Source organism: Spiroplasma endosymbiont of Polydrusus formosus (assembly GCF_964263245.1).
GTDB lineage: Bacteria > Bacillota_I > Bacilli_A > Mycoplasmatales > Mycoplasmataceae > Spiroplasma.
This window is the reverse complement of record NZ_OZ181656.1, coordinates 1,027,502-1,052,403: the sequence shown is the minus strand read 5'-3', so window position 1 is coordinate 1,052,403 and position 24,902 is coordinate 1,027,502. Positions and strand designations below refer to the sequence as shown.

The 24,902-nt window shown below is 26.0% G+C and carries 21 protein-coding genes and 1 other RNA gene; all 22 read right to left on the bottom strand.

What is annotated here, in order from left to right; all coding sequences use genetic code 4:
• Positions 1-235: 235 nt before the first annotated feature.
• On the bottom strand, positions 236-2,092 hold the full coding sequence (infB, locus tag ACE38S_RS05465) for a translation initiation factor IF-2 (protein WP_374696734.1): 1,857 nt from the start codon (positions 2,090-2,092) through the stop codon (positions 236-238).
• A gap of 23 nt (positions 2,093-2,115) precedes the next feature.
• Complete coding sequence (locus tag ACE38S_RS05460) at positions 2,116-2,421, bottom strand: L7Ae/L30e/S12e/Gadd45 family ribosomal protein (RefSeq protein WP_374696733.1); 306 nt, start codon at positions 2,419-2,421, stop codon at positions 2,116-2,118.
• Between the two features lie 2 nt (positions 2,422-2,423).
• Complete coding sequence (gene rnpM, locus ACE38S_RS05455; protein WP_374696732.1) at positions 2,424-2,699, bottom strand: RNase P modulator RnpM; 276 nt, start codon at positions 2,697-2,699, stop codon at positions 2,424-2,426.
• Positions 2,700-2,718: 19 nt separating this feature from the next.
• Positions 2,719-4,131, bottom strand: coding sequence for a transcription termination factor NusA (gene nusA, locus ACE38S_RS05450; RefSeq protein WP_374696731.1), 1,413 nt, complete (start codon positions 4,129-4,131; stop codon positions 2,719-2,721).
• Between the two features lie 279 nt (positions 4,132-4,410).
• Complete coding sequence (locus ACE38S_RS05445; protein WP_374696730.1) at positions 4,411-4,563, bottom strand: hypothetical protein; 153 nt, start codon at positions 4,561-4,563, stop codon at positions 4,411-4,413.
• A gap of 369 nt (positions 4,564-4,932) precedes the next feature.
• Positions 4,933-5,070: a hypothetical protein gene (locus tag ACE38S_RS05440; RefSeq protein ID WP_374696729.1), complete on the bottom strand. Its 138-nt coding sequence runs from the start codon at positions 5,068-5,070 to the stop codon at positions 4,933-4,935.
• Positions 5,071-5,225: 155 nt separating this feature from the next.
• On the bottom strand, positions 5,226-5,399 hold the full coding sequence (locus ACE38S_RS05435) for a hypothetical protein (RefSeq protein WP_374696728.1): 174 nt from the start codon (positions 5,397-5,399) through the stop codon (positions 5,226-5,228).
• A 44-nt stretch (positions 5,400-5,443) separates the two neighbouring features.
• Positions 5,444-5,614 carry a hypothetical protein gene (locus ACE38S_RS05430; protein WP_374696727.1) on the bottom strand — a complete coding sequence of 57 codons (171 nt, stop codon included), beginning with the start codon at positions 5,612-5,614 and terminating at the stop codon, positions 5,444-5,446.
• Between the two features lies 1 nt (position 5,615).
• The gene (locus ACE38S_RS05425) at positions 5,616-5,801 is read right to left on the bottom strand and encodes a hypothetical protein (RefSeq protein WP_374696726.1); all 186 of its coding nucleotides are present in this window, start codon (positions 5,799-5,801) and stop codon (positions 5,616-5,618) included.
• Between the two features lie 3,831 nt (positions 5,802-9,632).
• Complete coding sequence (locus ACE38S_RS05420; RefSeq protein WP_374696725.1) at positions 9,633-9,794, bottom strand: tRNA-dihydrouridine synthase; 162 nt, start codon at positions 9,792-9,794, stop codon at positions 9,633-9,635.
• 350 nt (positions 9,795-10,144) lie between these two features.
• Positions 10,145-11,086 carry an ABC transporter ATP-binding protein gene (locus ACE38S_RS05415; protein WP_374696724.1) on the bottom strand — a complete coding sequence of 314 codons (942 nt, stop codon included), beginning with the start codon at positions 11,084-11,086 and terminating at the stop codon, positions 10,145-10,147.
• Between the two features lie 337 nt (positions 11,087-11,423).
• Positions 11,424-11,609, bottom strand: a complete 186-nt coding sequence (locus ACE38S_RS05410; protein ID WP_374697155.1) for a hypothetical protein — start codon at positions 11,607-11,609, stop codon at positions 11,424-11,426.
• Positions 11,610-11,798: 189 nt separating this feature from the next.
• Complete coding sequence (locus ACE38S_RS05405; protein WP_374696723.1) at positions 11,799-12,008, bottom strand: Hsp33 family molecular chaperone HslO; 210 nt, start codon at positions 12,006-12,008, stop codon at positions 11,799-11,801.
• A 171-nt stretch (positions 12,009-12,179) separates the two neighbouring features.
• On the bottom strand, positions 12,180-14,192 hold the full coding sequence (ftsH, locus tag ACE38S_RS05400) for an ATP-dependent zinc metalloprotease FtsH (RefSeq protein WP_374696722.1): 2,013 nt from the start codon (positions 14,190-14,192) through the stop codon (positions 12,180-12,182).
• A 73-nt stretch (positions 14,193-14,265) separates the two neighbouring features.
• Entirely contained in the window at positions 14,266-15,573 is a 1,308-nt protein-coding gene (gene tilS / locus ACE38S_RS05395; RefSeq protein WP_374696721.1) for a tRNA lysidine(34) synthetase TilS, read from the bottom strand.
• A gap of 753 nt (positions 15,574-16,326) precedes the next feature.
• A complete protein-coding gene (locus ACE38S_RS05390) occupies positions 16,327-17,163 on the bottom strand; it encodes a DNA polymerase III subunit delta' (protein WP_374696720.1) in 837 nt (278 codons plus the stop codon).
• Complete coding sequence (gene tmk, locus ACE38S_RS05385) at positions 17,156-17,800, bottom strand: dTMP kinase (protein WP_374696719.1); 645 nt, start codon at positions 17,798-17,800, stop codon at positions 17,156-17,158. The genes ACE38S_RS05390 and tmk overlap by 8 nt, the downstream gene beginning before the upstream one ends.
• A gap of 620 nt (positions 17,801-18,420) precedes the next feature.
• Positions 18,421-20,475 (bottom strand): DNA polymerase III subunit gamma/tau, encoded by a 2,055-nt coding sequence (gene dnaX, locus ACE38S_RS05380; RefSeq protein WP_374696718.1) that lies wholly within the window; start codon positions 20,473-20,475, stop codon positions 18,421-18,423.
• A gap of 68 nt (positions 20,476-20,543) precedes the next feature.
• Positions 20,544-20,987: a deaminase gene (locus tag ACE38S_RS05375; RefSeq protein WP_374696717.1), complete on the bottom strand. Its 444-nt coding sequence runs from the start codon at positions 20,985-20,987 to the stop codon at positions 20,544-20,546.
• 14 nt (positions 20,988-21,001) lie between these two features.
• Positions 21,002-21,096, bottom strand: an RNA gene (gene ffs / locus ACE38S_RS05370) — signal recognition particle sRNA small type.
• 67 nt (positions 21,097-21,163) lie between these two features.
• Positions 21,164-22,435 carry a serine--tRNA ligase gene (gene serS / locus ACE38S_RS05365; RefSeq protein WP_374696716.1) on the bottom strand — a complete coding sequence of 424 codons (1,272 nt, stop codon included), beginning with the start codon at positions 22,433-22,435 and terminating at the stop codon, positions 21,164-21,166.
• A gap of 3 nt (positions 22,436-22,438) precedes the next feature.
• Positions 22,439-24,901, bottom strand: a complete 2,463-nt coding sequence (gyrA, locus tag ACE38S_RS05360) for a DNA gyrase subunit A (RefSeq protein ID WP_374696715.1) — start codon at positions 24,899-24,901, stop codon at positions 22,439-22,441.
• Position 24,902 lies beyond the last annotated feature (1 nt).

Genomic DNA, 24,902 nt, shown 5'->3' with positions numbered 1-24,902 from the left:
CAACCATGAACGCGTTTTAATAAACATTGTTGTTCCATTTCCGTTAAATATAACGACGTAATGTTATTTGGGAACTTGCAATTGTAATTAAATCATTAACTAACACTAAATGTTGATCATCTAAATAAACTAAAATTTTTTCTAATCGTAGTTCTTTTAACATCCTCTCATCAATTATAATTATACGCCTTTTTTAACAAAAAACATAAAATAACCATAAAATAAAAAAAATCCGTTACTTTGTAACGGATTTTTCAATATAAGCTTCAATAACATCTTGCTCTTTTAAATCATTATAATTTTTAATTGTTAAACCGCATTCAGCGCCACTCTTAACTTCCTTAATGTCATCTTTAATATGTTTTAAGGATGCTAGTTCCCCATTATAAACAATAACACCATCACGTAACACACGCACGCGCGATTTACGGGGAATAAAACCATCTGTGACATGACAACCAGCAATTGTTCCAATATCGGAATGACGAAAGATTTGACGGACTTCTGCTTGGCCTAAAACTTCTTCGACCATTTCCGGATCTAACATTCCTTCTGCGGCGGTAATAATTTCCTCAGTTAATTTATAAATAATCGTATGTAAGCGAATTACAACTCCCTCATCTTCGGCTTTTTTACGAACATGGGCCGTTGGTCGCACATTGAAACCGACAATAAATGCCCGACTAGCTAGCCCCAATGTAACATCGCTTTCCGATATTCCACCAACAGTTGCTCGTAAAACATTAATTTTTACACCCGGAATATTAATTTTTAGTAAACTTGACTTCACTGCTTCAACTGTTCCTTGGGTATCCGCTTTTAAAATGATGTTAATTTGTTTTAATTGGCCATCTTTAATTTGAGCTGATAAACTCTCTAACGAGAAATTTTTATTTTTATAACGTTTATTCATTGTATCAATTGTTTTTCGTTTTAAAGCTATTTCCCGGGCTAGTTTTTCATCCCCAAAGACCATAAAACAGTCTCCAGCATTAGGAATTTCATTTAAACCATGAATCATAACTGGTGTTGAAGGTCCTGCCGATTTAATTTTTTTACCACTTTCATCGGATAAATCACGAACAAAACCAAAAGCATAACCAGCAACTAAGGCGTCTTTAATATTTAATGTTCCTGATTGGACCAATAATGTTGCAACTGGTCCTAAACCACGATTCAAGTGTGATTCAAGTACGGTTCCTAACGCAAAACGATTTGGATTTGCTTTTAATTCCATTAAATCAGCCATTAATAAAATGGTATCTAACAATTCATCAATTCCTTGTTTTTGTTTGGCACTTCCTTTCACACAAGGCGTTGTCCCTTTTCATTCTTCAGGTGTTAATTCTTCTTGTGATAATTGCATTAAAATATTATCTAAATTTGTTCCTGGTTTATCCATTTTATTAACAAAAACAATAATTGGTACACCCGCGGCTTTAGCGTGATCAATTGCTTCTTTTGTTTGCAACATCACCCCATCATCAGCCGATACCACTAAAACAACAATGTCCGTTACCGCACTCCCACGGGCACGCATTTGAGTAAATGCTTCATGGCCGGGGGTATCAACAAAGGTAATATTTTCCCCATTTTTCGTTTTTATTTGATACGCCCCAATATGTTGGGTAATCCCGCCGTGTTCAGTACTAACAACATTAGTGTTTCTAATTGTATCTAATAAGGTTGTTTTACCATGGTCAACATGCCCCATAATTGTTACAATTGGTGGGCGTTTTTCTAACGATGCGGGATCATCATTAACTTCAAAACTCTCAATTAAGTTTTCGTGAGTTACTGATTTTTCTCGTTTAAAATCTAACCCCAATTCCAAACATAACTCCCCTAATTGTTCTTCTGTTAAAAAAGTATTTTGATTTAACATCATTCCTTTAATAAAGAAATATTTAATAATATCAGTAACAGGTTTTTTAATTTTTTGAGCAAATTCAGTAATTGTTAATGCTTCATCATACACAAAAACCCCTTCTGTAACATGTGCTTCAATCATTTTTAATTGTGATTTAATTCGATTGCGTTGATTTTTTTTAACTAATGATTTTTTATTATGTTTGTTCTTTTGGCTACTCATCTGCCCCTCCTTCTTTTTGATTTTTAAGAATTATTTAATAATGTTAACAACCTTTGAGCAAGATGTTGATCTTTAATCCCTATTGTTTTAACATTATACATTCCTAAAGCTTGTTGGGTTAAATTGAAATCAAGGCACCTAAAATAAGAAATATGATAATAAAAACATTTTTGTTCATATTTTTTAGCTTGCGTTGATCCAACACCAACACTAGTTAATACTAAATAAACGATTTTTTTTTGAATCGCTGGTAATAACCTAACTCCCATAATGATGTTACCACCTCTTTTTGCTAAACCAAGATAACTATATCCTTGTTGTGGTAACACTGTTAATATCAACCCTCGTTAATTTCAAGATATAACATTTCGTAAAATTTATTAGTTATTTTTGTTTTTAATGCTCGCTCTAAAGCATTGCTTTTTTTTGCTTTTTCATAAATCTCTAATGTCGGTCGTAAATAAGCACCACGACCATTAGCCTTCCCGGTTGGGTCAATAATAATTTCCTTGTTTGGTGTCTTAACAATTCGTACCAATTCTTTTTTTGGTAACATTTGTTGTGAAACAACACATTTTCGTAAGGGAATTTTTTTGTGGTTTGCCATCTTGCTCCCTCCTCATTAATTATTTATCTTGATCGTAATAATCATCATAGTCTTCATAGTTAATTTCACCATCTCCCTCTTCATCATCTTGATTTTCAAATTGTTCAGTTTCAAAATAAGAAAGATTTTCTTCAATTTCATTGACTAATACCGCTGGTTTTTCTTCAGTTAAATCATCAACATGATAATTTTCTTCACCCAAAATCAACGTTTCTTCTGCCATTTGCTCTTCAATAATTTCAAATTCTTCAATTGGTAATTCCGCTGTAATTGCCACAGGTTCTAAGGTAATTGCTGTTTTTGATTTAATTTTATTTTTTAATTTAACTTGTAAATCCGTAAGTTCCTCTGCGGTTAAATTACCATTTCATAAAATTTCAATTTGTTTAGTTAACGCTTCATTGTAACTCATAATATTTATTTTTCATTTCGTTAAATTCGCAACTAATTTGGCAGTACTACCGCCTTTCCCAATTGCTAATGATAATTGTTCGTCGGGAACAACAACATCCGCTTCTTTTCCTTCTTCATTAGTAATAATTGAAATTACTTTTACTGGTGATAATGAGTTAATAATAAATTGTTGACTATTATCATTATAAACACAAATATCAATTTTTTCATCTTGTAATTCCGTTGTTACTTTATTAATCCGACTTCCCTTACTTCCAACACAAGCTCCAATTGGATCAATATTATCATTTGTACTATAAACCGCAACTTTACTACGGCGACCTGGATCACGGGAAATTGCTTTAACATTAATTACTTGTTCAAAAATCTCAGGAATTTCGCGTTCTAATAAACGATATAAAAAATCATTGCTTGTTCGAGAACCGGTAATTTGACCGGCATTTTTTGACTTAACAACATCTTCGGCTAAAAAAATAATTGCTTGGCCAACTTCAAAATGATCAGAAAAAATTAAATTATTGCGAGGAATATAAGCGAATGTTCGTTCAACTTCGACCAATAAGTATTTTTCTTCCGCAGAAATGACAATACCGTGTATTAAATGCCCTTTTTGAACAATATATTCATCAAATATCGAATCCTTTTCAGCTTCTTTAATTTGTTGTTTAATAATTTGGCCAACTTGAAAAATTGCTAAACGAGAAAATTCTTCAGAGTTAATTGGTTCATAAACTTTATCATCAATCATAATTTGATCCCCGTACTTTGCTTTTGCTTCATTTAATCCAATTTCTAATAGATCATCTTCAACTTTTTTGACAACAGTTAATTCTTTGTCAACTTTAATTTGTCCTGTTTTTTGATTAACATCAACAACAATTGTTGCTTCAGGATCAAAATGTTTTTCATAAGCCTTTTTAATTCCTTCTTTAATTGATTCTAAAATTAAATTATGGCCAATTTGTTTTTCACTAACAATTTCATCAATTATTGTTAATAATTTTGTACTATCAATCATACTATATAATGTTCCTTTCTTAAAATTTAACCGCATAACGCGCAAATTTAATATTTTTATAAGTTATTTTTATAAGGTTTTACAAACACCTTTGATAAAATAAATAACAGTAATATTGTGTTCCTGATCAACCATTGTTAATTAACCCCCAATAACATCAGCTAAATTATTGACTTTTTCCTTAAATTCCAAATAAACATATGCATTAAGAACTTGTTGTAATTAATTTCAATCTCGTAACGACCGTTACGATTCTAGTGTTGAAACTTCTAACAAATGCTATTTTGAAAACAAATCAAGGTTATCAACCAGATGATTAATCTCTTCGCTAATAATTGTTAGTCGATCTAAATCCAGTCCAGTTGTTTGATCTTCAATTAACACTTGCACAACATTTGTTTCAAATTCTTGTAAAAAATTAATTGCAAACAATATTAAGTTTTGTTAGATTAAGTAATTCGCTAACGCGATTCTTAATTATTGCTATTGTCGTATAAATTGTTCCATACAAAACCATCCTTTCTTAATTAAACATAACTAAATTTTTATGGCATCAAGAAAGAGCACAATTGTGCTCTTTCTTGACCATTTTTAATCATATTATCATTATAATTATTTATTAATAAAAAACAAGCATATTTTTAAAATGGATTTTAAATGATTTCACTAATTCTTAAGCATTATTAATTTAATTGTAATATTTCATTAATAATTTGCTAAATTTACTTTTTCTAAAATTTATCGTGAACAAATTTTAGAAAATATATCAGATGAAATATTTTCATTTAATTGTTCTTGATATTATTTTAACATTTCATAAATTGCTTTCAAAACATCTGTTGTCATATTATTAGACCACTTTGTAAAATCTTGACAACAAATTGAAATTACTTGTTCGATAATATCTATAATTTTTTTAATAAAAATACTCCTTAACATTTATTATTATAAACAATTTAATAAAAACAAAAATACAAAATTGGCAAAATAAAAAGTACTGGTTGTATAAAAAAATTATAGGATGAATTATATAATTTAATAAACTATAACACTTTAAGCAATACACTTACAATATTATTTTAAACCAAACTATTTTATTGTCAATATTTATCTCTTATATTTTTCATTTCTTTATTATTTTTCAAATTGGTTTTACTATTAGTTTTAATCATTGAAACAGTTAATAAATTATTAAAAGTTCTTTTATTATATATTTTACTTCCTCTATTATTAATGCCTTTAAATTTATGTGAAATATTGCTTTCCATATGACAACCAATATTATATTAAATATTATATTATTATAAAGAATTTAATTACGAATATCTTTTTCATTATTTTTAATATATTTAATTGTTTTTAATAAATAGCTTCGTTTATTTCCAATAATATATTGCAAAAGAAAATTCAATAAATCTAATAGTTCATCATATTTGCTATTATAAAAATAGTGTTTTGCTACATTATATTTTATTTTTTGCATTTTATTTCTTTTTTCGATATGATCATAAATGTTCAAATTTTTTAAATAAACGATACTTATATAAAGTTACATCAATAATATTATTTTTAAATTCTTTCTCAATATAATTAGCAATAGTTTTAATATAATTTGCACCATTACCAAAAACTAAAATATTTGTATCTTTTTTAATATTATAACTATGCATTAATTAAATAACTTTATTTGTAAATACCTTAATATTAGTTAAATTTTTAATTTTACGAGAAATATTATTAATTTCAAAAGTACCTTTTTTATCTTTAATTACTGATATTTTTTGATTAATTTTTCCTTATCTAATACAGGTATGTACAGTAGAAACTAATATATGTTCTTTAAATTTTTCTTTGGTTTTATCGTATAACATGGTTTAAAATGTATCATCCACTTGAACACATAAAGTATTTCCAGTATACTGTCTATTTTATTACTTTGATTAATATGAATATAATCAATTTTACCTAAATCAATATTTTTATAAATATTTGATATTGTCATATCACTAACTTTTGAATTCAAAACTTTATCTATAACACCACCATATCTTTTTCTATCCTCCATAAATTATAATATTTTTTCTCAAAATGAATTTTCTGTTCTTTGTCATTTTTTAATTTCCAAATATTCGTTTAACAAAAAAAATATATACATTTTTATAAATTTCATCAAAATAATAATATCTTCTTCGCGGAATAATTACACGGCATCTTTTTGTTATTATAGTTTTATTTCTTTTTTATTTTATTTTATATTTTTGATAATGTGGATCTTCTTTTGTTATTTTAAACAATTCATCATTTTTTTTGGTTAATTTTTCAATAATATATTCAATATATTTTTTATCATTTTATTCTTCTGGATATGTTACAATAAATTTTACCATATTTATTGTAACATATCCATTTCGTTATTTACTATTAAATAGTTTGATTATTTTTAATATTATAAAATATAAAATTGGTAAACATATTTTATTTGTAATTAATATTCTGATAATTATTTGTTATAGATTTAAAATCGCAAGATTTAATCAAAAAAAATAAAATCAATCAGAAGATAAATAATTATGTTTGTTAATAAAATTAGAATAATTTTAATAATATGATTTATTTTTATTAAATTAATTAGTTTAATTAAAATAGCTAATAAGCTTGTACCGGTATTTCAACATAATAATCCCATAGCAAAACCTCATAATAATAAATCAAATATAGAATATAACATAAATACAAATCAACAAACACCAATATCAATTTAAAATAAATCCACTTATAAAAATAATAATTAAAAATAACGGAATTAATGTTATTTAAATAATTTTTATTCGCATCACTTGTGATAATACAACCATCATGATAATTAAAACTGCCACATAATTTATTTTTTTAATTAATTGAAAGTTATTCATTTTTTAAAAATTTAATTTAATTTGTATTTTATTTACTTTTTTCTATACTTGCAAAGTAATTATTATTTATTTCACAACCTAGTCATTTTCGGTTTAATTGTTCACAAACATATGTGGTTGTACCACTTACTATAAAATGATATAAAATTAAATCATTTTATTTGCTATGTTTTTAATAAAATTGCAAAATATATTTAATGGTTTTTCTGTTTGATGTTATGTTTTTTATATTATTAATCTATTGGGTTTTTAAATATTGTTTTTTTTATTTTCATAGTTATTTATATGGTTTGATATTGGATATTTTTTATAATAAATAATCATACAATATTTTTTATCTTGCAAAATAAAATTATTAGTTGGCATCGAATTTGTTTTTTTCAAAAATAAAAATCAAAATTCATATTATTTTTATAAACTTAATCTAAGTAACCTTTAATTTGTCTTATATTCATTCAAATTAACATAAATTTATTTTTTGAAATTCGATAAATTTCATCTAAATACGTATTTATATCAAATGAATTATGTAAATTATTATCATAAATAGCATTAATATATTTATTTATACTTTTTGATATTTCACTGGAATTTATTTGTTATTTTTTCATTGTTGGTAAATCATATATTGGTAAATCATATAAATAAGGTGGGTCAATTAATATTAAATCAACGCTATCATTTTCTAAGTTTTTAACAAAAGATAAAGCACCAGTATTTATTAACTTACCTAAATTATTCTTAAATTATTTCATTAAATTATCATCCTATTTTTTGTATTTATTAAACTAAAATTATTAAATATTTTTTTAACATTATTTTTTATATATAATTTTAAGATATGTTTATCAAAAATATTTAATTTAATATATTTATATTGTTTTTTTATGATAGAGATTGAAATAAATATATTATTAATACTTTTTTTACTTACTTTTACTCTAATTTATTTATTAACAAATATATTAATTTTGTTATTAACTAATTATTTATGAGAGAGTGAGAGAAATATTAATATTTTCTTTTTTTATTTCTTTATCTCTCTGTCTTTTTAATAAATATATTAAATATATAGTAAAAATAAATTTTGGCACATTAAAAATATGCAAAATAGTAAAAAATGGCACACTGAAAAATACTATTAAGTTTTTAAAAGTGTTTTGAAATAGTGAAATGGTAATATCCTTTTTAATTAGTTATAATAATTTCAACTTCTTTGTTTTAATTAATTTTAATAATATATTTATTAAATTAAAGTATTGCCATTTCACTATTTCAAATATTTATTTTTTTTTACATTAATTAATTTTTAACTTTTATATTTTTACCATACTTTTATTTATACGACCAAAACTTTATATAAATGAATTTATTAAAATTTATTATAATTAAATAAACAAAATTTACGACATCACGGTAAAAAATACAAAAGAAAAGGAAAATATGATAATCATGATAAATTAGATGATAAATTTAAGTCAATACGAGATATTAAAAATAAAAAAATGATGTTGGATTTTTTAAAATGGATACGGCGGTTGGTAAAGATCATCAATCTAGTTGTTTAGTATTAATTAAACAAAATAGTAAAAATTATTTTGCAATGAAATTATAAAAAAATAATTCAAGTTAAGTTTTAAAAAAACTTGAACATATGATTATAATTAATGGTTTAGTTAGGAAAATTAAAAGAATAATAACAAATAAAAAAATAGTAAGTTTGAATAAATGGAAAATATTATTGGTTCTAATATTTATTTTTGTGACCCTGATAAACCACAACAAAAACCATTAATTTAATATATTAACGATTAGTTTAGACATTAATTTAAAAAGGGAACAAATTTTAATAATGTTACTCAACAATAAATATACTGAGTAGTTAATATTATTAATGATAAATTAAGGCATGATTTTAATTGAAAAACTTTAAAATAAGTATTTTTAGAGAATTTTAAATAAATTTATTTAAAAAAATTTAATAAATTATTTTTAATTGTGCTTAAATATACCAAAAATATGGAAAATTTACAAATATTTTATTTTTTAAAAAAATAATTGCATTTCTTTAAAATAGTATTATTGTCATTATAAATATAACAAGGGATACGAAATTTGGGACTTGTATCTACATGATGCAAATACGTAAAATAATACTTCGTCATTAATCTAATGGTGATTGTTCAATTTTCTAACTTGTATCTAAAAAATGGTGAATTTGTTTAATAAACACTCACAGATTACCCCGAGCCCTTATTTGTTCGCTATATTTTGCAATTTAAACACAATTAATATTTTCTTCATATCATCCAATTATAATTTTAATAGCACCTGGTTTCGCAACATTTTCAACAACCACTTTACTTTAGTAGCACAATAAATTCATTACTGGTGTGTTTTTTAATAAAAATGATCACACTTATTACTTAATCAAAATTATCGGGGTCGGACAATCCCATATTAATATCAATAATATCGCAAGTAACTGTAGATCTGATCAACATATTTTGCAGCATCAACAAATGTTTCAATATCGGTGTCAAAAATTTGCATTGAAATTGGATGATCTAATTTATTAACTTTAATCATTTATAAAATTCGTTCATTTTTTTTTCGCAAAATTGCTTTATCATTAACCATTTCAGCATAAACAAATCCCACCCCTAATTCATAACAAATAATACGAGATGATTCATTAGTAATTCCAACCATTGGTGTTAAAAACTTGCCCTTTAATTTCAATATTCCCAATTACCACCCTTTTTATTTTTAACCATGTGATTAATTACAATTACATTCACTACATTTATGATCACTATCTGATCCATAATATGAGAACAATTAACACGCATTGCAAACTAAAGCACAATCTGCCATTTAAATTCCTCCTTTGAAAAATATTAATGAATAAATTATTACTTAATAAATAGTTAATATTCATTTTAATTATAACAAGTTTTTAACACTGTTAAACAGTTTATTAATATTTTAATAAAAATTTTTAGTTTAAGATATTTATATTATAATTCAAGTTGAAAATAACTACTAATTATAATTTCCATAAAAAAATCTATAAAGTGCTATTATTAGCGTTTTATAGATTAAGATCAATCAATTTCACTTGGTTTTTTAGGGTGGGTGTTATTTTTAATTTGGTCAATTAAACCATTACGAACATGAATAACAATATTAGCAATATCAGCAATATTAGGGTTATGGGTAACAATAATTACAGTTGTTTTGTATTTTTTATTAACATCAACTAAAATTTCAAGTACTTTGCGACCCATTTCTTCATCTAAAGCTCCCGTTGGTTCATCCCCAAACAAGATGTTGGGGTTTTTTGCTAATGCTCTAGCAATCGAAACACGTTGTTGTTGTCCCCCTGACATTTGGTGTGGATATTTATTCATTTGTTCTTCCATCCCAATTGTTTCAAAAATATCTTTAATTGTCATATCTTTATTTTTATTTTTACTTAAGTTTTCACCAACTTCAGCATTTTCTTTGGCAGTTAAATTAGTTAATAAATTATATTGTTGGAAAATAAAACCAATATTATCTCGTCTAAATTTTGTTAAATCAATATCTTTTAATAACGATAAATTATAACCGATTACAAAAACATCACCACTAGAAACTTTATCTAATCCAGAAATAATGTTCAATAATGTTGTCTTTCCTGATCCAGAAGGACCTAAAATTACAATAAAATCTCCTTTTTCTAATTTTAAATCAATTCCTTTTAAAACTGGTATTTCAACTTCGCCAGTAATATATGATTTTTTAACATTGACTAATTCAATTACATATTTGTTTATATCTGGTTTGCTGTTTGTTGTTGAAATAATTTCCCTTTTTAAAATCCGTTTTGAATATAACTTTGTTTGTTTCTTTTGTTCTTTTAATTTTTGTTTAAATTCTTTAACGGCACTATAATAAAATTTTTCTTTTCCATCTTTTTCATTTGATTTTTTTGTTTTAGATTTTTTCCCCTCTGATTTTTTTTGATCTGTAATAGATAAATCTTTAATTTCAATCATATTGTATTTTATCTCCCTTTTGAAAATTAAATTACACTTAACAAATATTTTTTATCATAATAATATCATAACAAAATTATTTTAATTTTATCAACTTATTTGGATATATTATCCTTATTACTTTTAGTAAGGTTTTTAAATCACTATCTATAATAAAATAAGATATTTTTTGCAACAAAAGTCACAAGCAATGGTGAAGTTCAAATTGCTTGCTATAATTTTGTTAAGATGCTCATCACCTAATAATTTAGCTTATTATAAAGCTTTTTCATATAAACAACTAAATTAAAAATTAACCTCATCAGCTTTTAACACTTTGGTTTCTTGATCAATTAATTTAAAAAATATTAATTATATTATCTTCCGCAATTAATTTATGACTAATGTTTTCTAAATTATCAATATTTTCTTCTAAATAATAAATATCTTTGTCCTTATCATTATATCCTGATAATAACTTCGCAAAAAAACCAACCACTTTGGCAATGATATTATCTTCATTAATTTTAATTGAACAAGCAATAATATATTTAATTTGTTCGCTTTGTGCTAAATAATAAGTAAAATCTAAATTAATTTAACCATAAATTAATTTAGATTTGCCCCAAAAAATTCTCTTTCATTCCTAAATCTTTCATAACTCGTAAATAATCATTGTTACGACTACTTGCGAAATAACATTATGATCCCCATCAATTTCCTCAAAATCAAATTAAGGATTAGTACAAAATCCTCGTATTTTATAACCCCCAAAGTATACTCCTCTATAATAATTCCTAATTAAACCATTACTATTAACAATACTTGTCATTTTATCAGTTGTATTCTTCATATCACTACCAATTAAAATAGTTAATAAAATAAATTGTGATAACAAAATTGTGACAAGTAAATTATTTTCATATATTTTAATATATATCATTTAATTATTTGGTTACATCAACAAAGGTCATTTTAATATTATGAAAATTACTAATTGCTTTCGTTACTTTATCCATTTTTTTAAAACTACTTTAATAAATTTCTTTCAGCTTCAATTATAGTACAACAATCCGGAAAAGTAAAATAAAAGCAGGTTTAATTCAACCTACTTTTATTTTTGATCATTATTTTTATCATCTGACGGGTGATTTTTTTTTCGTTCTTTTGGTTTAATTTCTAAAATTTCACCTTTATCTTCTTTTTCTTTATGCTTAGCTGCACGTTCTTTTTCATAAATTACTTCATCTGGTAACTTATGATATTTATCAATATATTCAATTTGTTCAGCTGTAATTATTTCTAATACTTTTAAACTTTCAGCAATTAAATCTAATAAGCTACGATTTTCAGAAATAAATTCTTTTGCTGTAACATAACAATCATCTAAAATTTTACGAACTTCCGTATCAATTCTAGCTGCCACATCTTCTGAATATCGTTTTCTTGTTCCTGTATATTCATCTTTTGGTGATTCAAATTGAACTAATCCTAATGAACTCATTCCGTATTCAGTAACCATATGACGAGCAATATTGGTTGCTTTTTCTAGATCATCATGCGCTCCTGTTGTTATTTTTGTTTTTCCAAACATAATTTCCTCTGAAGCACGCCCACCTAAATAACCAGTAATTGTTGCATATAAGTTTTCTTTACTGTGGAACATTGTTTCTTCTTTTGGGGTCATAATTGTATAACCGCCAGCTTGTCCCCTTGGAATAATTGTAACTTTTTGAACTTTGCTAGCAGCTTCTAATCGTAAACCAATTAAAGCGTGACCAGCTTCATGATATGAAACAATATCTTTATCCATTACTGAATATTTACGTGATTCTTTTGCTGGTCCCCCAACAACGCGGTCAATCGCTTCATCAATAATATTAACAATAATAATTTTTAAATTCTTACGAACACATAAAATTGCTGCTTCATTTAAAACATTCTCTAACTGTGCCCCAGAAAAACCAGGCGTTCTTTCGGCAATTCGTCTAAAATCAACTTCTGTTGAAACTGCTTTGTTGCGAGCATGTAATTTTAAAATTGCTTCACGTTCATTAATATCCGGTAATGAAATTTGAATTTGACGGTCAAAACGACCTGGTCTTAATAAGGCTGAGTCTAATACATCAACTCGGTTTGTTGCTGCCATTACAATAACTCCAATATTAGTTACAAATCCATCCATTTCAACTAATAACTGGTTTAATGTTTGTTCATTAGTACCACTCCCAAATGAAACAGTTCTTTTACGACCAACAGCATCAATTTCATCAATAAAAATAATACATGGTGCTGCTTTTTTAGCGGCAATAAACATTTCACGAATTCTTGAAGCCCCAACTCCAACAAACATTTCTTCAAATTCAGAACCTGAAATCGAGAAGAATGGTACACCAGCTTCTCCAGCAACCGCTTTTGCTAATAGGGTCTTTCCTGTTCCGGGTGGTCCTTCCATTAGAACTCCTTTTGGCGCACGAGCTCCCATACTTGAATATTTTTGTGGGTTTTTCAAATAGTCAACTAATTCAACTAATTCTGTTTTTTCTTCATTAATTCCCGCTACATCCGAAAACTTAACAGTTGATTTAATTTGACAAGCTTTATTTTTCCCCATTGAAAAAGGATTAGCCCCCGATATTCCACCCGACATTTTTGATAACCGCGTAATCATAAACACCGCAATTCCAACCATTAATAATCACGGCACCAGTTGGGCTAACATTGCTTGTCACATTGGAACAAATTCACGATCAATTGAAACAAGACCACCTTTTAATTTTTCTTTAAAATTATGATTTCATATATTTGTTTCTTCTCCAGGTCGGTAAGTATAATTATTAAAACCTTCACGACTTCATTCAGAATTATAACGGACAGTTTTAATATTCCCACCTTCAGAATAACGAATAACCCCTTTCATAACAACACTATTTTTACCAACACCAGCCTCAATAGTCATTTCATTAATTTCTTTTTCATTATATTTCTGGGTATTACCAATACTTTGCATGCCCCCTTCACTAATTTTTGTAATATCTGATTTTGTTCATAATACAATTGTTAAAATAATCAAACCAATAAAAATTAGAGAACTTATAATTGCAAACCACATTCTTTTCTTATTCATAACCATTTCCCCTCTATGTAATACTTAAAAATTAATCTTTTTTGGGCATTTTAAACAACAATCCAATTATAGACTATTTTATCATAAAAAAAAATAAATTTTGTTTTTCCAAGCAAGTATTATTAATAAATTCATTAATTTTTAAATTAACTAAATTATTGGCATAAATAAGCTGATTATTTTTATCTAAGACAAAATAACTTTTTCGCGCTAAAAGCGAAACTTTATTTTTAATAAATCAACGATTTAATGGTGTCTTATTTATTATTACTTTATTTAGTAATAATAAATCATTAGTAATTGTGATTGGTCATTGCGCTACTGTAATCTTAAAAAGGTGCTTGTTTTTAGTTCCTCAATTAACGGTATTTTCTTGCCATTTTACGGGTAAATTAATCTTTAAACTAATTTGTATTGTTGTTGGTTTTAAAAGATCATTATTAATAATAGCAACATTATCATATGATTTAATTAAGGCATAATCCGCATTAATATTAATAATAAGGTTGGTTTTTGGACTTTTTAACTCCTTAATTATTTCATCTAAAAATTTTCTTTTTTTATGACTAATTAAATGAACAACATTATTAGTTTTAAAATAATTAAAAATAATAATTTTTTGTAATTTAACATTATTAAGAACATTAAAACTAGTAACATTAATTTGACCAAAATTATCAATTAAATAATTCTTGGCAATTAATTTTAACTGTTCATTCTCTTTATTTTTTTGGTCAAATTCTAATAATATATCTTGTAAATTAATTTGTTGAATTTCATTTCGAATAATATTGCGATTGTAAATTGCTAAAATATTAGTTGAATCAATCGAATAATTAACTTTATGGTGCAATAAATATTCAATAATTTCTTCTCGTGTTATTTTTAACATAATTCGAAAGACATTAAGTTTTGTTCATAACATTTGTGAATAATAATAGCTATTTTTATTTAAACCATAATGCTCAACAATGCCGTTTCGTTGTTTTTGTAAAATATATGTCTCAATATGATCTGTTAAATTATGAGCAATTAAAACTCCCTGGCAATGATATTTTTCACTAATTTGGCAAAAGAAATCATAACGCAAATCACGCGCAATCCGTTGGAAATTATGTGATAGTTCTTGATATTGTTGATATTTCTGCGACGTTACTTTTTTAACATGTAACTTAATATTTCGTTTTTGACAATATTCAACAACAATTTGTTCATCATTATTACTATCTTCTCGTTTTTGATAGTTAACTAAACAAACAATAAAATTATTAATATCTAATTCAGAACTATGATAAATATTATCAAGTAAAAACATACTATCTGGACCACCCGAAACACCAATAACATATTTTTCATTTTTTTTTAAAAGTTTAGTATCCATTTTAATCACCTATTTTCGAAATAATTTTAAAACTGTTTTTGTATAGTGATTATCGCTATTATTTACTATAATTAATTGATTCCTCAGTTGGTTCCTCAGCAATAAGTCCTTACCCACTTTGAAAATGATCTTAAATTAAAACATTATTTGCTTCAATTGTTAAAAAAGGATAAATAAACTGTAATCGTTTAATATTAAAACCATATTTAACTAATAAAGCAGTAATTTCTAATAATCTTGTTGTTCGATTAATAATCGTAAAATAACCCCGATTGGCAATTAATTTATTAGCAACAAAAATAATATCTTTTAAAGATACATTTGTTCCATGGCGTGCTGGAATTAATAACTTATTTTTCTCATTTAATTTTGCCCCATCAACTTTAAAAAAGGTGGATTACATAAAATTAAATCATATTTAAAATTAGCATTCGTTTTAACATAATCATCAATATCAATTGTACACAATTTTAATTTGCGTACTTTTTTTGATTTAATAAAACATTTTCTTTCACTAATTATTCCGACTCTTTTTTCAATTTAATCCCCATAATTTTTGGTGATATTAAAGTTTATAAAATTAACGGAATTGCAACATTATTAATACCGATATCTAAAATATTTTTACTCGCGTATTTAAGGTTACAAAATGTTTTAATGAACCAATAATTATCCAAGGAAAAATTAAACATATAAGTTCGTTGTTAAATTTTAATCCTATCATAATCTAATAAATCATTTAAAATTTCCATTTTACATCTCGTTATATCAATCAATAAATCCTTTTTCCAAAATTAATTCCTTATTTAAATTCTCCAATAATAAATTAGCAGTATCATAACAAATCTCAATTAACTTACTATTTTTACGATTTAATTTTTCAATTAAAGTTTGATCAGTAATTTGATATTTATTTCATTCTTTCTTTTTGATAACATTAGCAATTGCTAAAAAATATTCGCGACATTCTATATTATCATAACTATTTAATTGGCGAAGATGAATAAAATTATTTGCCGCATTATTTTCAAAATTTTTAAAAAAAGTTTGAATAAAATTATTTTTAAAATCATCAACTTCTTCGGAATTAGTACTATTCTCTAAAATTATATTTAAACAACGGGATTTAATCGTTTCAATTACTTTTGTCTTATTAGTTGTTAGCAAAAAAGCATAAGTATTTTTAATAGGTTCTTCTAAGAATTTTAATAAAGAATTCGCTGCTTCTGGGGTTAATAAATTAACCTCCTTAATAACATATACTTTAATACCTGTTTCTTCTAAGGATGAATAATTAAAGGTTTGAATAATTTCTTGAATTGCTTCTTTTTTGATTGTTGTTTCAAAATCACCTTTAATTATTAAATCATAATAAGTTTGATTATTGACGCGTTGACAAATATCGCATTGACAATCCTGACCTTTTTTTTCTGAACATAATAAAAATTTAATAATTTCTGTTGTAAATGTTACTAATTTAACCTTATTATTGCAATAAATTAAAAGTTGATTTGATAAATTGTTTTTTAAAATTAAATTTTTAAATAGAGCAACTTTTTCATCATCATTTTTTGTAAATAAATTATCCATTTGCTTTGTCCTTTATTTTTTGAATAATCTCCTCAACATAATAATATACTTGTTCTAATACTTCATTTACCGTTTTACGGGCATCAACAACTTTAATCCGGTCAGTATTTTCACTAATTAAAACTTGGTACCCTTTATATACTTTCTCATGAAACAAATTATTTTCTAAATCAAAGCGATTCATTTCACCTTCATTTCTGACCTTCATTCTTTCGTTTGCTGTTGTTGGTTCAATATCAAAAAAAAGTGTTAAATCAGGTTTTGTTGTGCCCAAAACAATTGATTGAACTTCGTTTAATGTGCGAATTCCTAATCCCCGCGCATATCCTTGATAAGCTGAAGTTGAATCCATAAAGCGATCACAAATGACAATTACTCCTTCTTTTAAAGCTGGTAAAATATCTTCTACAACATGTTGTCTTCGCGCAGCTATATATAGTAAAGCCTCTGTCCAATTATCCATTCCCAAATTATGTTTACTTAAAATAATATTTCTAATTTGTTCAGAAATTTCATTGCCTCCCGGCTCGCGTGTTAAAACAACTTGATATTCTTCTGACCGTAATTTTTCTTTTAATAATTTTGAAATTGTCGTTTTCCCAGAACCATCAATTCCTTCCAATGTTATAAATAGCATCATTACACCCCCTATTCTTAAACATCTTTACGACCCCTTTTCTAGTGTTTGTTTTAAAGTTACCTAGTAAATGTAATCTAATGAACCACCAATTGGGATTCCTTATGATAAAAGTGATATTTTTACCACAAAAAGTTGTAAAAATGTTTTTAAGTATTGAGCTGTTACTTTTCCTTCAAAAGTATAGCACAAACAGCAATAATAACTTCTTGTATAATTTTATCATTCATTCGAATTATAACGCAGGAAAAATCAATTTATCAGGAGTAACACCATTTTTAACATTAATTTCACCATTTAAAACATGATAAACTCATTAAAAGCTTTTGTTGCTTCAATTTTTATCAAATCAAAAAAATTACTAAAAACACAAAGTTTTGTTTGACCACGCAAATCATTTTAACAAAACAAATAAACATTATTTTGAATTAATGTTGAACATATTGAGCATTGATGATAATTATTTTTTATTTCATTAAAAACATTTTATAATTAATATAATAATGATGATTTAATAATTAATTTATTAAAAATTCTTTCCACATCCTTTTCCCCAACGCCTAAAATAATTTTTAATTCCGTAATTAATTATTCATAGTTTATTTTAAATATCCCATAAATTATTCAACTATTTTAATATTATCAAAAATTTGTTTTCCTGTTTCAAGTAATTTTTTATGTTCTTCATAATTATCAATTTGTTTCACTAATAAATTGTGGTAAAATTCTTCCATATCGATTAATGTTGGTTGTGGTAATTTATTTGCTTGTATAATCTTAACATAATCATTACGAACATTATTTCATTCACTTTCACTTAAAGCAATAATAACAAAATTAAAATCAAAAAATTGAAAAATCTTGTTGCGAAATTCTCAATCACACATTTCAATACTAATTCAATTCGCTTCTGGTTTTGTATTAGTTACAATAATTAATCCTTGTTCTGACGCTGCAGCATATTTAACATCATAAAAACTAATTAGTTTATCTAATTGAACCACTTTTCCTTTTTCATTAATTAATTCCATAAATTTATTTTCAAATTTTTCACGCTCTTTTTTATTAGCTTTAATTAAAATATTAAAAATTTGACTATTAGAATAATTAATATTTGAAATTTCATAAATGTTAATCTTATTTTTCATATCATCGCGATACTTATGCAAATCAGTTATTCCTGCTAATTCTTTGCTGTGTAAAATTTGCTCTGCTTCGCTTGGTATTAATGTCTCTTGAGCGATTGTTTTATTAAAATGCGATTGTGAATCACGCACATCTTTTGCTGTTTTATCTTCAAACGGTTTTGTTTCATTGCTAGAACTAATAATTGGTTCGTCGTCATCAAATAATAAATCATTATTTCATAATTTTTTTTCTTCTTGGTTAGCTAATATCTTATTATCATCTACGGTTTTATCCGCAAAAATAATTTCTTTCTGAAATTCTATTTTATTTTTATCATAATTATTTTCTATTATTTCTTTATTTTCAGAAATTTGTTCTATTATATTATCATTAATACCTTTTTGATTTTTATTGTCAAAAATAATTATCTCACTTAATTTTAAATCCGCTAAGTTTTTCGAACTATTCTCAAAAAATGCTAAAGCTTTTAAAAGAATTAATTCAAAATACATTTCTTGAGTTTTACTATTTTGCATTTTACTCGATGCTTCTGTAAACAAATCAAGTAACATAATTAATTCTTTTGAACTTAACTGCTTTGCAAAAATGTTTGCTTGATCTTCAGTTAATAAATTTAAAAAAATAACATTACCGGTTTGTTTATACTCAAAAATCTCTTTTAACATATCTAGTAAATTTAATGTTAAAATTTCAAAATCAGAACCAGCCTCATAAATTTTTTTACTCGCTAATAAAACTTCGGTTGTTTTATATTCTAAAATATCTTTTAGCAATTTTAACTTAATTGTTTTTGAAACTGTTGCAAAAAGAATGTTAACACTTCCTAACGTAATATTCCGATTAGAAAACATAATCACTTGTTCTAAAATACTTAACGAATCCCGGGCACTTCCATCCGCTAATAGGGCAATTTCTTTAATCGCAATTAAATCATATTTAATTTCTTCTTTTTGTAAAATATTAATAATATTATTTTCTAATTCAATTTTTGATATTTTACGGAAGTTATACTGTTGGCAACGAGAAATAATTGTTGCTGGAATCTTGTGGCTTTTTGTAGTTGCTAAAATAAAGACAACATGTTGTGGTGGATCCTCTAATGTTTTTAATAAAGCATTAAAAGCTGAGTTAGTTAACATATGAATTTCATCAATAATATAAACTTTATATTTTGCCATAGTAGGAAGTAATTGCACATTATCTCTAATTTCTCTAATTTCATCAACCCCATTGTTTGATGCTGCGTCAATTTCAAATACATCAACGGCACTTCCGCGATTTATTTCATTACAACTATGACATGTATTGCATGGATTTCCGTTATCTAAATTAGTACAATTTATTGCTTTTGCAAATATTTTTGCAATTGAAGTCTTTCCTGTTCCTCGTGGTCCTGAAAATAAATAAGCATGCGAAAATGTATTATTAATAATTGCATTTTTCAAAGCTTTTTTAATTTCAACTTGTCCAACAATTTTAATAAAATTATTTGGTCGATATTTACGATATAAAGAAATATAATCCATTTTTATGCCTCTGTTCAATATTATTGAAGTTATAGTAATTTTATTTTACTCTTTTAATTTTAAATATTCTATCTTAATTGTTCAAAAAATTTTTTCATTAAATCTTTTAAAACAACATTATCATCACGTTTTCTGACATGATGAACTTTTAATTTTGACACATCAAAAGTATGGTTAGATTTTAAAAAGCCATATTTTTCATTTGACAAATAATAATTAATAACTTTAATTCCTGAATTAATTATTGCTCCTAAGCACATCATACACGGTTCAACGGTAATTCATATTGAACAATCGCTAATTTTATTTGTTCGTTTCTTGCGACACGCTTGATTTAAAGCATAAATCTCAGCGTGTGTCGTTACAGAGTTTTTTGTTGTTTTATTATATCCAATGGCAATAATTTTGCCCCTTTGATCAACAACTAGTGCGGAAATTGGAACATGTTTTTTGTTGTATGCTCGTTGTGATAACTTATATAATTTATTAAAAATTAATGTGGTATCTTTCATAAATTCACCCTTGTCATAAAAAATGTCATTACACATAGTCCTTAGTTTTATGGCTGCTACCTTCCGGTCCTGACCAGTTTCAAATGTAACTATTGTAATGACATATATATTATAGCATATAATTTTATTTTGCCTATTATTTTTATTAAAATGTGGGATGTTTCACGTGAAACATTTTAAGCAATAACAACTTCTCCTTGTAAATAACTTTGTAATTTCTTTGGTATTCTAATAGTTCCATTTTCATTTTGATAATTTTCTAAAATTGCCGCAATTAGACGGTCGACTGCTACCCCCGATCCATTTAAAGTATGGACAAATTTTGTTTCATTATTATCATCGCGATAGCATAACTTCATTCGGCGTGCTTGGAAATCAAGACAGTTTGAACATGATGAAATTTCCTGATATTTATTTTGCCCAGGCATCCATGCTTCTAAATCATATGTTTTCGTTGAAGAAAATCCCATGTCACCAGAACATAATAAGGTTACCTGGTATGGGATTTCTAATAATTGGAGAATATTTTCTGCATCTACCACCATTTTTTCTAGTTCATCAAATGAATCTTCTGCTCTTGTAAACTTAACCATTTCAACTTTTTTAAACTGGTGTAACCGAATAATTCCTTTTGTGTCACGGCCAGCTGAACCAGCTTCTTGACGAAAACACGGGGTATAAGCAATATGATAAATTGGTAATTGGTTTTTTGCTAAAATCTCTTCCCGATATAAGTTAGTAATTGGTACTTCTGCTGTTGGGATTAAATATAAATTATCTTTTTCAATATAATATAAATCTTCCTTAAATTTTGGTAAGTTTCCTGTTCCGTACATAATTTGTGATTGAACTAAAATTGGTGGTTCAATTTCGTTATATCCTCGCTTAGCATGTTCATCTAACATAAAATTCATTAAAGCACGTTCTAATTTAGCCCCCATCCCTTTATATATCACAAAACGCGAACCTGATAATTTTGTTCCTCGTTCAAAATCAATCAAATCTAATGCAGTAGCTATTTCTCAATGTTCTTTGATTTTTTTAGAAGTAGGAATTTTTCCTCATTTCCGAACTTCTAGATTATCATTTTCATCTTTTCCTGTTGGAACTGAATCATCTGGAATATTAGGCGTAACTTCTAAAATGGCTTTAATTTTATCTTTCACAACTTTTAATTGTTCATCAATTGTTTTCATTTCTTGCTTAAGCGTACTAATTAATTCCTTAATTTTTGTCGCCTCTTGATCTTTCTTTTCTACAACTAACGTTCCAACTTTTTTTGACTCAAGATTTCGTTTTTCCTTTAATTTTTCTGATTTAACAATTAGGTCACGGCGCTGTTCTGATAAATTTTTAATATCTTGCAAATATGAAAAATCATCATGTCGGCGATTTAATTTTTTGATTACTTCGTCAAGATTTTCAACAATTCTTTTTTGATCTAACATTTTCTATCTTTCTCCTTCAATCTTAATTTTCTTTTTTAAAATTTCAATAACTTCTAATTTGTCATTTTGTTCTAATCGCATAATCTTAACACCCGACGTTGTTCTACCAAATAAGAGAATTTGTTTCAACGAAACGCGAATGATATTTCCTTTTTTTGTTCCAACTAAAACATCTTCTTCCCCACTAACAGCCTTAATAAATTTTAAACATCCTGTTTTATCTGTTAATTTCATTGATTTAACACCCTTAGTATTTCGTCCTGTTAAACGATAATCTTTAATTAATGTTTTCTTTGCATAACCATTTGCAGTTATTGATAAAACATATTTGGCAGACCGTACCGAACTTATCCCAATTGTTTCACCAACACCATCATTAGCAATTCCTTTGACCCCAATTGACCGGCGACTCATTGACCTAATTTTTTCTTCATTAAAATGAATTACTTTTCCAATATTATTTCCAATAATTACATCATCTTGTCCTTTTGTAATAATAACACTTACTAACTCATCTTTATCTTTTAATTCAATCGCAACTTTTCCTGTTTGTCTAATTTGATTAAATTCATTTAGTTTTGTTTTTTTAATCAAACCTTTTTTTGTTACAAAGAATAAATTATCTTCGGTTGAAATTGTTTCATCAATTGCAATAATTGTTTGAATACTTTCTGTTTTATCAATCGCAATTAAATTAATAATTGGTAATCCTCGGGCATGCCGCGAATATGTTTTAATTTGATACGCTCGTAATTTATAAACTTTTCCAAAATTGGAAAAAATTAATAGCGAATCAATACTATTAGCACTAATAATTTTTTTCAAACTATCTTCAATATTATATAAACCAACAATCCCTTTGCCGCCACGATTTTGTAATTTAAACGTATCATCAGCAACTCGTTTAATATAACCATCTTGTGTTAACATAATTAAAATATCTTCTCGTCGAATTAATTCTTCTGGATCAATTTCTATTAATTCTTCATTAATAATTTTGCTTCGCCGTTTATCACCATATTTTTTCTTAATTTCTTCTAACTCCGTAATCATAATAGCAATTTGCTTTTCACTATTATTAATAATTTCTTCTAACTCCGTAATTTCAATCTTAATATCACTAATTTCATGATTAATTTTTTTAATTTCTAATCCTGTTAAACGTTGTAAACGCATTTCTAAGATTGCACGAACTTGCTCGGTTACTAAATTAAATTTATTAATTAAAGCCTCACTGGCAATTTGTGGTGTTTGCGATTTTTTAATAATCGCAATTACTTCATCAATATGATCAAGGGCAATTTTTAACCCTTCTAAGATTATTAAATGACTACGGTTTTTCTTTAGTTCAAATTGACCACGATTAATAATAATATCAATTTGATGCTCAATAAAATATTTTAAAATTTGTTTTAATCCCATTACTTTTGGTTGGTTTTTATACAATGCTAAAATATTTAATGAAAAGTTAGTTTGTAAGGGCGTTAATTTATATAACTTATTTAAAATAACATTTTCTTGTGCATCACGTTTTAATTCTAAAACAATGCGCACCCCTTCCATGTTTGATTCGTCCCGTAGATCACTAATTCCATTAATAATTTTATCGCGAATTAATTCAGCAATTCGTTCCAATAATTTTGCTTTATTAATTTGATAAGGAATTTCAGAAACAATTATTCGTCTTTTATTATTGATTTCTTCAATATCAATTTTTGAACGAATTGTAATTGTTCCATTTCCCGTCTCATAAGCTTTGATTAAACCATTACCAGCGGTAATTAATGCCCCGGTTGGAAAATCAGGACCTTTAATAATTTTCATTAATTCAATAGTTGTTATTTCTGGTTTTTTTGTTACCGCAATAACCCCGTCAATTACTTCGTTTAAATTATGAGGTGGAATATTGGTTGCCATTCCAACAGCAATCCCACTAGCTCCATTAACTAGTAAATTGGGAAAATAACCTGGTAAAAAACTTGGTTCACTTTCACTACCATCATAATTATCATTAAAAATTGTTGTTTCTTTTTCAATGTCTTTAATTAATTCACTAGAAATTTTACTCATTTTTGCTTCTGTATAACGCATTGCCGCCGGGGCATCACCATCCATTGATCCAAAATTTCCATGTCCATCAATTAACGGATAACGATAAGAAAAATCTTGGGCCATTCGAACCATCGCTTCATAAACGGCTGTGTCACCATGCGGGTGATACTTTCCAATTACTTCCCCAACAATTCGTGCCGATTTCTTATGTTGTTTATTATAAGTCATATTTAAATCTCACATTGCATAAATAATACGCCGATGAACCGGTTTTAAACCATCGCGAACATCAGGAATTGCTCGTGAAACAATAACTGACATTGCATAATCTAAAAAACCATTTTTCATTTCATCAGCAATATCAATATCACGAATTTCACCATCATAATCATAGCATTCATTTTCTGTTTTCATT